The following is a 14,850-nucleotide window of genomic DNA, read 5'->3' as shown; positions in this document are numbered from 1 at the left end:
AATCGCACCTGCCGTCTATTGCGTTGCAATGATAAGGTAGTCGTTTGGTTTCTTCCGAGGACAGGTATGTCATCTCCATCTCTTTTGCAACGGTTGACGCTGGTTGCTGTGTTAGTGCTGGCGGGCTGTAGCACTAAAAAAGAACCGCAAGCGCCGGTTCGTCAACCCGCTGATGTTAAGGCACAAATTCAAAAGCTCCTGCCCGCACAGGTGAGCAATAAAGCGGGCTGGGCTGATGACATTTACACCTCATTCCGTACTCAACAGATCGATCCCAGCGCCAGTAATTTGTGCTCAGTGATTGCCGTTGCCGCTCAGGAATCCAATTTCAGTGCTGAAGCGGCGGTGTCAGGCTTACCTAAAATTGCCTGGGGCGAAATTGATCGCCGCGCCGCTAAAGTGCATGTTCCGGCGTTTGTCGTGCGGACGGCGCTGATGATTAAATCATCCAACGGCGAAAGTTACGCTGCACGACTGGATAAAGTACGCAGTGAAAAAGAGTTGAGCGCTATTTTTGATGATTTCATTGATATGGTGCCGATGGGGCAAAAACTGTTTGGCAACCTCAATCCGATTCATACTGGCGGACCGATGCAGGTCAGCATCGACTTTGCCGAAGCGCATGCCAAAGGGTATCCGTGGCCGGTTGACGGCTCCATTCGTCGCGAAGTCTTTACCCGCCACGGCGGCATGTATTTCGGCATCATGCATCTGCTGGGTTATCCGGAGGATTACAGTCAGCCGCTTTATCGCTTTGCAGATTTCAACGCGGGATGGTACGCGAGTCGTAACGCTGCTTTCCAGGCTGCCGTAGCACGCGCAACGGGTATGAAACTGGCGCTGGATGGCGATTTAATTCTTTACGGTTCTGAAAAAGCGGGCTCCACTGAATTAGCCGTGCGGACGCTGGCGAAGCGGATTGATATGAGTAACAGCGAAATTCGCGATGATTTAGAAAAAGGTGAAAAGGCAGATTTTAGCGACAGCGATCTCTGGAAACAGGTGTTCACGCTGGCCGATAAAATGGCAGGCCGCCGTGTGCCGCGTGAAATGTTGCCAGGCATCAAGCTGGAAAGCCCTAAAATTACCCGTAATCTCACCACGGCGTGGTTTGCACAGCGTGTCGATAGCCGCTATCAGCAGTGCATGTCGCGCCGTTAACGTCTGCGTTGTGGCACAGTTGAGCTGAGCTGTGCCACACTTAGCGAGGCCCCATTTCGCGGGGTGTGTCCAATCCGATTAACAAGAGGTGCATCATGGACCGATATCCACGTAATGATTCAATTGTTCAGCCTGCAACCCGCGGGCTGCAGGCCTATATGGCGCAGGTTTATGGCTGGATGACGTGCGGATTGCTGCTTACCGCGTTTGTCTCCTGGTTTGCTGCGCGTACGCCAGCGTTGATGGAGCTGGTGTTTGCTAACCGCATCACCTTCTTTGGCTTGATCATCGTGCAGCTGGCACTGGTATTTTTCCTGTCTGGCATGGTTCATCGCCTGAGCGGCGCGGTCGCAACCGGCCTGTTTATGCTCTATTCGGCGCTAACCGGTTTGACGATGGCGAGTATTTTCCTGGTTTATACCTACTCGTCGATTGCCAGCACCTTCTTTGTCACTGCCGGCATGTTTGGCGCGATGAGCTTCTACGGCTACACCACCAAACGCGATCTCAGCGGTTTTGGTAGTTTGCTGTTTATGGCGTTGATCGGCATCGTATTAGCATCGCTGGTAAACTTCTGGCTGAAAAGCCCGGCGTTGATGTGGGCGATTACCTACATTGGTGTGGTGGTGTTTGTGGGATTAACCGCCTATGACACACAGAAATTGAAAAACATCGGTGAGCAGATTGATGTGCGTGACACAGAGAACCTGCGTCGTTATTCAATCATGGGCGCGCTGACCTTGTATCTCGACTTCATCAACCTGTTCCTGATGCTGCTGAGAATTTTTGGCAACCGCCGCTGATTTTTGCAGAGAGTGTTAATTTCGGTTTGACGTTGATTGTTCCCCATCCCGACCTTCCCCGTGTTACCAGGGGAAGGAGACGCTGCCCCATGCGCGTAACGCGCATTTATGCAGGCGCCGAGCTAACATAAGGCAGCGTCTTCTATGCAGGCTCCGGGCTGACATAAGGCAACGTCTTCCTCCCCCATGCATGGGGGAGAAGCGAGGTGGGGGATAGCCAGCACAATCATTACGATGAATTCTGCAACTTCTTCTCATTCTTCTCGCGAAGATGCTTCGCCCGGCTTTCAAGCAACAGATAAAGCACCAGCGCCAGCAGCAGCGGCAAAATAAAGTAGAGCACGCGATAAGCCAGCAGCGCGGCAATAATAGCGCCATGCGTGGTGTGTTGACCGCTCAATAACGCCAGGAACACCGCCTCAAGCACGCCAATGCCTGCAGGAATATGAATAATCACGCCTGCGATACTGCTGATTAACAATACGCCCAGCACCATCGGATAACCGACATCCCGGCCCAGCAGCAGCCAAATGATGGTGCCCATTACCATCCAGTTGGCACAGGAAACCACAAACTGTAGCACCGCCATGCGCAGCGATGGCAGTTGCAATGTCTGGCCTTTGATTGTCCAGCGACGGCGTTTGGAAAAGGCGCAGGCCCAAAGATAAATCAGCACTAACACCAGTAAAACGGCACCAATCAACCGCAGCGTTGTTTCACCAATAAACCAGCCTTCGGGGATCGACACCATGCCCGCCGTGAACACGATGCCTGCCAGCAAAATGTAACCCAGCCAGTTGGTGGCGATGCTAATCGAGAAAATACGCGTAATGGTGCCGCTGTCTAAACCCAAACGTGAATAGAGGCGATAGCGCATCGCCACACCGCCCACCCACGTGCTCAGCGTCAAATTGAACGCATAACAGATGAATGAGACCAGCATCACCTGGCGCTTCGCCAGCTTATGACCACAGTAAGCGCGACCAATCAAGTCATAACAACCGTAAGTGAGATAACTCACCACGACCAAACCGGCAGCGATTAACACCACAAACCGGTTGTAATTAACGATTACTTCATAGACATCTTCCCAGTTCACTTTACGTGCGTAGACCACCAACAGCACGATCACCGCAATAAAGAAGAGCCCGGTCAGTATTTTTTTCGCCAGTTGCCAGCGCGGATGCTTTTTCGCCATCAGGACTTCGCTCCTTCGTTATCTGTTTCAACCCGATCTTGCGTCTCCATCGACGGTTGCACCGGCGGATCAACTTGAGCCAGAAGTGGCGTATGGGCAGGTAGCCAACCGGCAATGGCCGGGAAATGGCGCAGGAAGTGAAACACAATCACGCCTTTGGTGAGATTCCACCAGTTGCGTGGCGGCAATTTATCGTCCTGTACGCGCTGGCAATCTTCCGCCAGCAAATGTTCCAGATTATCGCGCAGCGTCTGGTTAAACTGGCGATCGTGAATGATTAAGTTCGCTTCCAGATTGAGTGACAAACTCAGCGGATCAAGATTACTCGAGCCGAGCGTTGACCATTGCTGATCCTTTACGGCGATCTTGCCGTGCAGCGGACGGCGGATATATTCATAAACTTCAACGCCTGCATCCACCAGATAGTTGTAAAGCATCTCCGCGCCCACTTTCACAATCGGCATATCCGGTGCACCTTGTACAATCAACCTGACACGCACGCCACGCTGGGCCGCATTACGCATCTCGCGCAGTAAGCGGTAGCCAGGGAAGAAGTAGGCGTTGGCAATGATCACATCCTCTTTGGCGTCACGTAGCATGTCGAGATAGTGCATTTCGATGTCGTCGCGGTGATCGTCGTTATCGCGGTAAACAAACAACACCTGTGCATCACCCGGCGTGGCATTTTTTGCCGGACGATGCGAGCGTGAACCCCACCAGCGACGCGTGGTTTGTTCGCTGCCCATGGCGCTTTCCACATAACGGGTAATATCCGCTACCACCGGGCCTTTCACTTCCACCGCATAATCCTGCTTGGCTTCGGGGCCATAATCGGTGTTGTGTTCAGCGGAAAAATTGATGCCCCCAACGAAAGCGATCACATCATCAATCACCACGATTTTACGGTGTAACCGACGGAAGACATTGGTGCGCATACCCATTACCAGCGGGCGCGGATCGTAGTAAATAAAGCGCACGCCCGCGCCGGTCAGGCTGTTAACAAACGCATCGGAGAGATCGGGCGAGCCGTAGCCGTCCACCATCACTTCGATTTTTACGCCGCGTTTAGCCGCTGCCAGTAATTCACGATGCAGCGCTTTGCCCACCTCATCTTCAAACAGAATAAATGTTTCAAGCATGAGCGTGCGCTCGGCACGCTGAATAGCGCCGAATACGCGAGGGAAAAATTCGTCGCCGTTTTCCAGCAGACGCAGCTTATTACCGTCTTGCCAATGAAAATTCATAGATGAATCTCCACGGCTAGCGGCGCATGATCGGAAAGATGTGACCAGGGTTTGCGCGGAAGCAACCAGGGATGACTCACGGTCGCATTGCGCACGTAAATGCGATCCAGGCGTAACACTGGGAAGCGTGCCGGGAAGGTACGCGCTGGGCGACCCGTTGTCATACTGAACACCTCCTTCAGACCTGCGCCATGTTTTAAGATTTTATTGGCACGATGCTGCCAGTCGTTAAAGTCACCCGCTACCACCAGCGGTGCGTCCGCTGGCAGCGAAGCGATCATCTCGCACATCATTTTCATTTGTGCGTGGCGATGCGCCTCTTTTAACCCCAAATGCACACAAATAACGTGCAGCGTGCCGTGCGGTTCTGGCAGGGCAACTTTGCAGTGCAACATGCCGCGGTTTTCACTGCCGGCAACGGAGATGTCCCGGTTTTCATATTCAAGAATCGGGAAGCGGGATAAAACGGCGTTGCCATGATGTCCTTCGGGATAAACCGCATTGCGCCCGTAGGCGAAATCGTTCCACATGGTATCGGCAAGAAATTCGTAATGAGGTGTGTCTGGCCAGTTTTCATGGTGTAAAGGGTGGATGTCATGCGTACCCATTACCTCTTGCAAGAAGACCACATCGGCTGACGTTGCACGTACAGCTTCTCGCAGTTCCGGCAGGATAAAGCGGCGGTTGAAAGGGGCGAAACCCTTGTGTGTATTGATCGTCAGGACTTTAAATGAAAATCCTTGCTTGTTTTGTGGCATACTCGCGACGCACTCCTTTTCATCATCAATTGGATCAAAGTGTAGTCTTTGTCACAAACAGATGGTGAAGAAGGGCGATATTTAGGGCGTTATCCGAAATTTGCTTTACATTGAGGAAACACGTCACCGGCCTTTGCCGGTTGCACTTGGGCGACCTCTGAGGTTCGCCAGGAGAAGAAAATGAAATGGTCTAATCGTATTCAAATTACCACGGGTCAAACGTATGCGCATATCGCGCTGCACCTGTTGATAATTGTGGCGCTGGTCTGGGGCTGGAAACACAGAGCACTGGTTGAAGTGTGCAGTACCCTGGTGGCGGCTTATGTGGCGGTGTTTATCGCCATGCTGGTCACGCAGCGTAGTGCTCGTTTACGCACTTTGGGTGATTACCTTGAAGAAGCGACCACCACTTACTACTTTGGCGCGGCAATGATGACGCTGTTCCTGGTGTCCCGCATTTTCCATAACAATCTGCTGTTGGCCTGTCTGGGCCTGGTGATGTTAGTGGGACCGGCGCTGGTGTCGCTGCTGGCGAAAGAGCCGACGCGGCGCATCGAGAAAAAACGTAGCTAAGTTAAAGGCCACCGTAAGGTGGCCTTTTTGTTTCCGCTCTCATCGTTGTTATTTTAAATCACGTTTGCCACTCTTTCATCTCACCTCACCGAAAAATCCATTCAGCAATTTCTGTCAGGAAATGTGAGCTATCTCGCGCCTTTGTATTAAAGCTGCTACACTCGCCCGCTTACGCATCGTAGTTTGCGCCCTTTTCACGCGTCAGCACCAGCTGGCGTCACTATCCCTCTGAAAACTACACCGTGAATCACGGTCAGAGCGGACCGGAGTACAACACTTAATGTCTTTTGACTCTCTCGGCCTGAGTGCCGATATTTTGCGCGCGGTCGCTGAACAAGGCTACAGCGAACCCACTCCTATTCAGCGCCAGGCGATTCCTGTGGTGCTGGCAGGCCGCGATCTGCTGGCAAGTGCCCAGACCGGCACCGGCAAAACGGCCGGATTTACGTTGCCGTTATTGCAAAAGCTCAGTGCTAAAACAGGCGCCGTGCGTGGCCGTCGTCCGGTTCGCGCCCTGATTTTGACCCCAACCCGTGAACTGGCCGCACAGGTTGGTGAAAACGTTAGCGAATACAGCAAGTATTTGCCGCTGCGTTCGCTGGTGGTATTTGGCGGCGTGAGCATTAATCCACAGATGTTGAAGCTGCGTGGCGGCGTCGATATCCTGGTTGCTACGCCAGGCCGTCTGCTGGATCTGGTCCATCAAAACGCGGTTGACCTGTCACAGGTTGAAGTGCTGGTACTGGACGAAGCAGACCGCATGCTGGATATGGGCTTCATCCACGACATTCGTCGCGTGTTGGCAAAACTGCCCGCCAAGCGTCAAAACTTGCTGTTCTCTGCCACCTTCTCTGACGAGATCAAAGGCCTGGCGGAAAAACTGCTGCATAATCCAGAAGAGGTTGCAGTGGCGCGCCGCAACACGGCGTCTGAACAGGTTTCTCAGCAAGTTTATTTTGTTGATAAGAAGCGTAAGCGCGAACTGCTGTCCCAGCTGATCGGCGAAGGCAACTGGCAGCAGGTGTTGGTCTTTACCCGTACCAAACACGGTGCTAACCATTTGGCTGAACTGCTCGGCAAAGATGGCATCACAGCCGCAGCGATTCACGGTAACAAAAGTCAGGGCGCGCGTACTCGTGCACTGGCTGACTTCAAATCGGGTGGCATTCGTGTGCTGGTGGCAACAGACATCGCTGCGCGTGGCCTGGATATTGAAGAGCTGCCGCACGTCGTTAACTACGAGCTGCCAAACGTTGCTGAAGATTACGTACACCGTATCGGCCGTACCGGTCGTGCAGCCGCAACCGGCGCCGCACTGTCGCTGGTCTGCGTGGATGAGCACAAACTGCTGCGTGATATTGAGCGTATGCTGAAGCGTGAAATTCCACGCGTAGCGATGGCTGGTTACGAGCCCGATCCAAGCATTAAAGCTGAACCGATCCAGAATGGTCGCCAGCAGCAGCAAACGCGCGGCGGCGGCGGTGGTCGTGGTCGCGGCCCAGGCGGTTCATCTTCTTCAGCGCCTCGCTCTTCGGGTGACAAACGTGCACCACAGCCGCGTCGTCAGGGACCAGCGTCTACCACGCATGGCGATAAGCCTGCGCATCCACGTCGTCCTGCCGCTGCGAAGCGTACCGGGAACGTCTAAGCGATGAGGGTTTTACTGGCGCCGATGGAAGGCGTGCTTGATTCGCTGGTTCGCCAGTTGCTGTCGGAAGTGAACGACTACGATTTATGCATCACTGAGTTTTTGCGCGTAGTTGATCAGTTGCTGCCGGTAAAATCCTTTTATCGTCTCTGCCCCGAGCTGCAAAATGCCAGCCGCACGCCATCCGGCACGCGGGTGCGTTTGCAGCTGCTGGGGCAATATCCTGAATGGCTCGCTGAGAATGCCGCACGTGCGGCAGAACTCGGTTCATGGGGCGTTGACCTCAACTGCGGTTGTCCTTCCAAATTAGTGAACGGCAGCGGTGGCGGAGCCACATTACTCAAAGATCCCGAACTGATTTATCGCGGTGCTAAAGCGATGCGTGAAGCCGTTCCCGCAGACTTGCCGGTGACGGTAAAAGTGCGCCTTGGCTGGGATTCCAGTGCGCGCAGCATGGAAATTGCTGATGCAGTGCAACAGGCTGGAGCCAGCGAGCTGGCGGTGCACGGTCGTACCAAAGAGGACGGTTATCGCGCCGAAGCGATCAACTGGCAGGCGATTGGCGAAATACGTCAGCGACTGCGCATTCCTGTTATCGCCAACGGTGAAATTTGGGACTGGCAAAGCGCGCAAGACTGCTTACGAATAACGGGTTGTGATGCGGTAATGCTGGGTCGCGGTGCGCTCAATGTGCCCAATCTGAGCCGGGTTGTGAAATATAACGAAGCGCCAATGCCGTGGCCGGATGTCGTTGCGTTGCTGCAAAAATATACCCGCCTGGAAAAGCAGGGCGACACCGGACTTTATCATGTCGCACGCATCAAACAGTGGCTCGGCTACCTGCGCAAAGCTTACCGCGAAGCGGACGGATTATTCAGCGAAATCCGTGCGTTAAAAACCTCGAGTGACATTGCTTTAGCGATTGATCGTCATGCGGCTGTTCATGGCTTGTGATAAAAAAGCAGGCGACTGGTTAGCATGCTAAGGGTATGATGGACGATATTTCCACCTCTATTAAAAGCCTGCTATGTCTGACGTCGCTGTATTGAGTAACAGCCAACTCAACAAACGTATTCTCTCCGTCATCATCTTCACCTTCTTTTGTTACCTTTCTGTCGGTCTGCCGCTGGCGGTGCTGCCCGGTTTTGTTAAAAATCAGCTGGGGTTTAGCGCGTTTATCGCCGGATTAATCATCAGTTTGCAATACTTTGCGACCTTACTCAGCCGTCCGCAATCGGGCATTCTTGCCGATCGCCTCGGGCCAAAACGCGTGGTGATGCTGGGATTGATCTGCTGTGGCATGAGCGGCGTGCTTACCATTCTGGCAGCGCTTATGAGTCATTCACCGATGCTCAGTTTGGGCCTGCTGGCGCTGGGGCGCTTGTTTCTTGGCGTAGGTGAAAGCTTCAGCAGCACCGGTTCAACTTTGTGGGGCATGAACGTCGTTGGGCCATTGCAAACGGCGCGCGTTATCTCATGGAATGGTGTTGCAACCTATCTGGCCATGGCAATTGGTGCTCCGCTGGGTGTGATGCTCAATAATTGGTTTGGCATGAGCGGTTTTGCCGGATTGATTGCCTTAATGGGCATTGGCGGTTATTTGCTGGCGAGCAGCAAACCTGCGGTTAGCGTGAGCGTCGGTGAACGTACGCCTTTCCATCGCGTCTTTTCGCGTGTCTGGTTATACGGCATGGCGCTGGGTTTTGGCACCATCGGTTTTGGTGTTATCGCCACCTTTATTACGCTCTATTTTGCCAGCCGCGACTGGAGTGGCGCGGCTTTGGCGCTGTCGGTATTCAGCCTGGGTTTTGTGATGGTGCGTTTGGGTTTTGGCCGTTACATCACGCGTTTTGGCGGCTTAAAGGTGTCGCTCGGCTCTTTTCTGCTGGAATGTTTGGGCTTGATTATCATCTGGCAAGCCGACAGTGCAATGGTCGTAGGGTTCGGCGCCTTTCTTACCGGCTGCGGCTTCTCGTTGATCTTCCCGGCTCTGGGCGTTGAAGCCGTAAAACAGGTTCAGCGGCAGGATCAGGGTGCTGCATTGGGTACCTATTCAGCTTTTCTGGATTTAGGGCTGGGATTAACCGGTCCGGTGGCGGGATTGTTTATCAGCCATTGGGGCATGCAATCAGTCTATCTGGCAGCCGCAATGATGGTGCTGGGTGCAATGCTGATGACGTTACGGCTGCATTTGCAACGTTCGCGTCAGAGCCAATAAGCGTTGCGCGGTATTATGCCGCGCAACGTCATTTGATTAAAAATGGATAAACAGCGCATATAGCAGGGCTGAAAGTAGAATAGAAACCGGCAGCGTTAATATCCAGGCGACGGCAAGGTTGCGCAATGTGGACATTTGCAAACCTGAGCGGTTCGCAGCCATGGTGCCGGCAACGCCCGAAGAGAGAACATGGGTAGTTGAAACCGGCAGGCCAAAGCCGTCGGCAGCACCAATCGTCATCATTGCCACTAATTCGGCGCTGGCACCTTGCGCGTAGGTAAGATGAGTTTTACCAATGCGCTCTCCCACCGTAACGACAATTCGTCGCCATCCCACCATGGTTCCCAGCCCCAGCGCGATCGCCACCACCACTTTTACCCACATCGGAATAAAGCGCGTTGCGCTGTCCAGCTCATGCTTCATCGCTGTTAAATTGCGAGCGGTCTCTTCCGGCAATTTGGCTTCAGCGGTTTGCAAATGCTTGATCGATTCTGATGCCAGATACATCTGGTTGCGAGTATTGGAAACAGACTGAGCCGGGATATTTTCCATTGAGCCATAACGACGAATCTGGTCGCCGATATCACTTAGCGTCATTGCCAGCGCGGGCAGAACGTTTGGATTCAGGGTGCTGCTGCGCACGAATTCGGTGAGCACCTCACGCGAGGGGGGCAGCGGATTAGCGGCGGGTTGAATTTGCAGCAGTTACTGTTCCGTCACCTGGGTTAATGCTGCCACGCGCGGAATTTGATCGGGGGGCAGCGAGCGGTTAAGCGCATAAGCGATCGGCATGGTGCCGACTAAGATCAGCATGATCAATCCCATGCCTTTTTGCCCATCATTTGATCCATGCGCAAACGAAACACCGGTGCAGGTCAGGATCAGCATACCGCGGATCCAGACTGGCGGTGGCTGATCGTTTGCCGGTGCCTGATAAAGCTGACGATTGCGGATCAACATCTTCATCGCCCACAGCAACAGGGCGGCACAAACGAAGCCCACAATCGGCGAAAGCAGCAGTGAATAACCCACTTTTAATGCCTGATCCCAATCGACACCACTCAAACCGCTGCGGCCGTGCAGCAAGGCATTCGCCACACCTACGCCAATAATCGATCCGATCAGCGTGTGGGATGAGGAAGAAGGAAGGCCAAAATACCAGGTGCCAAGATTCCAGATAATCGCTGAGAACAGCAGCGCGTAAACCATGGCAAAGCCGCTGCCGCTGGCGGCTTGTAAAATCAACTCAACCGGCAGCAATGAAATAATACCGAATGCCACCACGCCGCTAGAGAGCAGCACGCCAAGAAAATTGCAAATGCCTGACCAGACCACCGCAACGCCCGGTGTCAGCGAGTGCGTGTAAATCACCGTTGCCACTGCATTGGCGGTGTCATGGAAACCGTTGACGAATTCGAAACCAAGCGCAATTAGCAGCGCTAAACCCAGCAGCAGAAAGGGCACGTAGCTGGTCACTGGCGCACCAGTTTCTTCGACATCATGAAATAAATTCAGACCGGCAAAGGCCAAACCTGATACCAGCAAAATGAGAAACAGCGGCTTCGAATATCGGTTGCCTTTGCTGTCGAAATTAGGACGCCCTCGGTTTATTGGGGAAGAGACGCTGTTTTCACTCATGGCATACCTCGGCTTTCAGGTTGCAGATGCCATTTCGCACCCGGTATTTGCAGTGTGATACGCGCGTTGTATGACAGAAAAATGATCGGGTTCGATTCTGGGCTTAACAGTGCATGGGGTTAAGGCGTGTCTGTATTCGCCCAAGGCAACAGTTGACCCTGCTGCAATATCAGCACCCGATCGGCGCTGGCAAGGGTTTCAGGCCGATGCGCGATCAGCAACACCGGTAAATGTAAATCGCGCAGCACGTTGGCGATCAGGCGTTCGTTTTCGCTGTCGAGCTGGCTGGTGGCTTCATCAAGAATCAACAAACGCGGCCGTTTGTAGAGCGCCCGTGCTAGCAGTAAGCGCTGACGCTGGCCGCCAGAGCGCGCGCCGCCGAGTTCGCCTAATAAGGTCTGATATCCCATCGGTAAGCGCTGAATGTGATCGTCAATCTGTGCCTGACTTGCGCAGTGTTGCGCCCATTCTCGATCGGCGGGTTGGCTAAACAGCGTAATGTTTTCCAGAATCGATCCGCTAAATAGTCGATCCTCCTGTAACACGCAGCCAACGTTTTGCCGCACGTTAGCGCAATGCTGCGCGCTGAGCCGCTGACCCAATAAGATAATTTCGCCGCTTTCTAATGGATGTAGCCCCAGCAGCAGTTTAGCCAGCGTGGTTTTACCGCAGCCTGAGGGGCCGGTAATCGCCACTATTTCATTGGCACCCAAGGTAAATGTGGCGTTATCCAACAACCATGGCGCGTTGGGGTGATAACGGAAGCGGAGTTGATGCGCCTCTATAACGTGCGCAGATGACGTAACGAGAGGTTCAGGCCGCAGATTAGCGGCGGCCTCCAGCGGCGCCAGCACAATATCGGCCAGCCGCTCGCGATAGACGCCAACCTGTAACCAGCTAAACAAGCTGTCGGTGAGGTTGCTGATGCTGCTGGAGAAGCGACCCTGAAAGCTGAGCCACGCCACCAGCATCCCAACAGTGAAACGATCCTCCAGCACTTCGGTTGCGCCCAGCCATAACACCAGCGCGGCGCTCAGGCTCAACAAGGCAATTTCAATGACACCAAACAGCATTGACAGCTTTTGCTCAGCCAATTCGGCATTGCGTCGGGCAATATTAAGCTGCAGCCAGGCACTCTCTCGCGCCGACATAGCCGCATTGATACGCAGGCTCAGCACGCCTTGCAGCGTTTCAAGAAAATGGCTGTTTTCACGCGTTGCAGCTTGCCAACTTTGCTCGGTCGCCTGACGAAACGGGCGATAGGCCACCAGCCGCAGCAAAAAATAGAGCAGGGCGCTGACGAGTGCAATAGCACTCAACTTTATGCTGTAGCTCATCATCATGGCTAACAGCGTGAGAACCAAAAGGGCATCAAGCAGCGCGCTGAGTAGCGTGTTAGTCAAGGTGCTTTGCAGCGTATTTACCGCATCAAAACGCGCGCTGATCCCGCCGGTATCACGCTTTTCATACCAGGCGATCGGTAAACGCAGTAGATGATGAAATACGTTCTGGCTCCACTGCACGTTGAGCGACAGCGACAGCGATAAAATCGCCCATTGCCGTAGCAGACCGAGCAGCGTTTGCACCGCGACTAGCAGCAATAGCGCCAATGTAATCAGCGTCAACAAACTGCTGTCACGCGCTACTAGCACATCATCAATGACCATTTGGTTCAGCAACGGTGCGCCCAAGGCGAAGACTTCAAGGACGCAGGCAAAACAAAAAATGCGTGCCAACGCGGGGATCAAGCCATGACATTGCCCCAACAACTGACGTAAGCCGATGTCACGGCGCTGATCCTGCGGCACAAACGCCGGACGCGGCGTTAACGCCAGCGCAATACCCGTAAAATGGCGGTTCACTGCCGCCCAGCTTTGTGTTGTGCGGCCAGCCGCGGGATCGTGAATCACAATCCCGTGGCGTGAGACTTTTACCAGCACCACGAAATGTTGGTTATCCCAGTGCAGAATCGCCGGGCAGGATAACTGCCGCAGCTGATCCATCTCCAGCCGCAGCGCACGCCCTTGCAGTTCACAGGCTTCGGCACAAGCCAACAGTTCATTCAGGCGCATGCCTTGAGAGGAGGGCGAAAAGCGGTTGCGCAGGCTGGCAAGATCGCAGCGTTGACCGAAGTGGTCGAGTACCATTGCAAGGCAGGCCAGCCCACATTCCGCTGATTCAGTTTGCATGATCAGCGGCATACGACGCCGCCAGCGAATCTCATAGCGCATCACAAATTACCCCGCAACGCCCAAAGCGGCTCTAACAGCCATTCCCACAAATAGCGCTGCTCAAGCTCTACTGCACCGCTTAATGTCATGCCGGGGCGCAGCGGCTCGTCGCGTCCGTAGGCGCGCAGCGTGGCGCTATCCAACGCGACCACGATGCGATAATGCGCCTCGCTGCGCTGCCAGGTGGCCAGCTGGCGCGGCAAGACATCGCCGGCTTGCAGGCTCACCAGCGTCATGGTTTGCACTTTGCCCCACTGAATACCGAATTTCTCATGGGGGAATGCATTAAGCCGCAATCCTACACGCTGACCGGGCTGGATAAATCCCACCGCGCTGCTCGGGGCGTAAAGCTCTGCCTGTAGCTGTGCATCAGCGGGCAATAACGTCAGCAGGCGTTCACCGGCGCGCACACTTTCACCGGCTTTCACCAGCAAGGCCGCTATTTGACCGGCAACCGGCGCCCGAATATGGCTTTCGCCCTGAGCCGCCAGCGCTAACTGCTGTTGTTGCAGTAACGCTTGTTGGCCCAGCAGCGTTTCGCGACGGATGGCAAACTGCTGGTTTTGTTGCAGCTGGCTGGTATCAAGCTGAATAAGTTCGCGCTCCAGCCGCTGCTTTTGCTGATGCAACTGCGTTTCTGCCAGCTGCGCTTCATTAAGCATCAGCTGCTGCTGTTCGCGTTCACGGGTTGAAACGAACTGATGCTGATGGAGTTGCTGAAAGCGCGTGGCATCGCGTTTCAATAGTGCTGATCTCTGCCTGGCAAGGGTTAGCGTATGGTCAGCGCTGACCCTCTCCGCTAACAACTGCTGACGATGCAGTTCGCTGTGCTGCTGTTGCAACTGCATCAACGCCTGTTCCTGCATAAGTTGCTGCACCAGGTGCTGTAACTGACGCGCTAACGAATCACGCTGCGCCTGTAAATTGTCGTCGCCGATCCCTTGTAATGATGACGTACTGAGTTGCAACAGCGTGGCATCTGGCGAGACAGTCTCTCCTTCATGAAACATCAGGCGCTGCACATAGCCATCGCGCGGGCTGGTGATGTGAAACAGCCCGGCAGCAGGCAAAATAATGCCCTGAAGCTGCGCTTTACGCGTATAGCTACCAAAAGCCAGAAACAAGATGAGCAACAGCAAGAGGAGTAAAGAGATCGCAGCAAGCAGCGTGAGATTACCCTGAACCGGCAACACCAGCGTGCCTTGCAGCGTAGGCTGCTGCTGGCTATCGATAAATCCCTGTCGAAAAAGTGGCGTCGCCATCCGGCTCTCCTGAGCGGGTTAATTGCGGGCGATTATTCGACGAGAACGCAGCAGAATCAATATCGATTCATCTAACAAAGGGCGGGAAATCAGCGCGATGGCAATAAAAAAGCCAG

Annotated in this window: 11 protein-coding genes and 1 pseudogene; 6 read left to right on the top strand and 6 right to left on the bottom strand. The window is 54.1% G+C overall.

Annotation, left to right across the window (positions count from 1 at the left end; genetic code table 11):
* The first annotated feature begins 66 nt into the window (after positions 1–66).
* Both MUG06_RS08505 and MUG06_RS08500 read left to right on the top strand, forming a co-directional pair.
* Positions 67–1,161: a DUF1615 domain-containing protein gene (locus MUG06_RS08505; RefSeq protein WP_243078300.1), complete on the top strand. Its 1,095-nt coding sequence runs from the start codon at positions 67–69 to the stop codon at positions 1,159–1,161.
* Positions 1,162–1,256: 95 nt separating this feature from the next.
* A complete protein-coding gene (locus tag MUG06_RS08500) occupies positions 1,257–1,964 on the top strand; it encodes a Bax inhibitor-1/YccA family protein (protein WP_243078299.1) in 708 nt (235 codons plus the stop codon).
* A gap of 229 nt (positions 1,965–2,193) precedes the next feature.
* On the opposite strand, the gene MUG06_RS08495 is transcribed toward MUG06_RS08500, so the two are convergent.
* The 3 genes from MUG06_RS08495 to MUG06_RS08485 are packed head-to-tail and all read right to left on the bottom strand — an operon-like array spanning position 2,194 to position 5,164.
* Positions 2,194–3,162 carry a lysylphosphatidylglycerol synthase domain-containing protein gene (locus MUG06_RS08495; RefSeq protein ID WP_243078298.1) on the bottom strand — a complete coding sequence of 323 codons (969 nt, stop codon included), beginning with the start codon at positions 3,160–3,162 and terminating at the stop codon, positions 2,194–2,196.
* Positions 3,162–4,406, bottom strand: coding sequence for a cardiolipin synthase ClsB (gene clsB, locus MUG06_RS08490; protein ID WP_215847279.1), 1,245 nt, complete (start codon positions 4,404–4,406; stop codon positions 3,162–3,164). Before clsB ends, MUG06_RS08495 begins: the two co-directional genes overlap by 1 nt.
* Positions 4,403–5,164 carry an endonuclease/exonuclease/phosphatase family protein gene (locus MUG06_RS08485; protein WP_215847278.1) on the bottom strand — a complete coding sequence of 254 codons (762 nt, stop codon included), beginning with the start codon at positions 5,162–5,164 and terminating at the stop codon, positions 4,403–4,405. Before MUG06_RS08485 ends, clsB begins: the two co-directional genes overlap by 4 nt.
* A gap of 180 nt (positions 5,165–5,344) precedes the next feature.
* On the opposite strand from MUG06_RS08485, the gene MUG06_RS08480 reads away from it, so the two are divergent.
* From MUG06_RS08480 to MUG06_RS08465, 4 genes are all read left to right on the top strand, one after another.
* Positions 5,345–5,737: a YbhQ family protein gene (locus tag MUG06_RS08480; protein ID WP_215847277.1), complete on the top strand. Its 393-nt coding sequence runs from the start codon at positions 5,345–5,347 to the stop codon at positions 5,735–5,737.
* Positions 5,738–6,017: 280 nt separating this feature from the next.
* Entirely contained in the window at positions 6,018–7,385 is a 1,368-nt protein-coding gene (gene rhlE, locus MUG06_RS08475) for an ATP-dependent RNA helicase RhlE (protein WP_243078297.1), read from the top strand.
* Between the two features lie 3 nt (positions 7,386–7,388).
* Entirely contained in the window at positions 7,389–8,339 is a 951-nt protein-coding gene (dusC, locus tag MUG06_RS08470; RefSeq protein ID WP_215847275.1) for a tRNA dihydrouridine(16) synthase DusC, read from the top strand.
* A gap of 73 nt (positions 8,340–8,412) precedes the next feature.
* Complete coding sequence (locus MUG06_RS08465) at positions 8,413–9,603, top strand: MFS transporter (RefSeq protein ID WP_215847274.1); 1,191 nt, start codon at positions 8,413–8,415, stop codon at positions 9,601–9,603.
* Between the two features lie 36 nt (positions 9,604–9,639).
* On the opposite strand, the pseudogene MUG06_RS08460 reads toward MUG06_RS08465, so the two are convergent.
* The 3 genes and pseudogenes from MUG06_RS08460 to MUG06_RS08450 form a co-directional block, all read right to left on the bottom strand.
* A pseudogene (locus MUG06_RS08460) lies at positions 9,640–11,241 on the bottom strand (inorganic phosphate transporter).
* Positions 11,242–11,360: 119 nt separating this feature from the next.
* A complete protein-coding gene (locus MUG06_RS08455) occupies positions 11,361–13,472 on the bottom strand; it encodes a peptidase domain-containing ABC transporter (protein WP_243078524.1) in 2,112 nt (703 codons plus the stop codon).
* Positions 13,472–14,734, bottom strand: a complete 1,263-nt coding sequence (locus MUG06_RS08450) for an HlyD family efflux transporter periplasmic adaptor subunit (protein WP_243078296.1) — start codon at positions 14,732–14,734, stop codon at positions 13,472–13,474. The genes MUG06_RS08455 and MUG06_RS08450 overlap by 1 nt, the downstream gene beginning before the upstream one ends.
* Positions 14,735–14,850: the final 116 nt, after the last annotated feature.

The organism is Pantoea sp. MQR6, from assembly GCF_022761075.1.
GTDB lineage: Bacteria > Pseudomonadota > Gammaproteobacteria > Enterobacterales > Enterobacteriaceae > Pantoea > Pantoea phytostimulans.
This window is presented reverse-complemented; position numbering and strand designations above follow the sequence as displayed.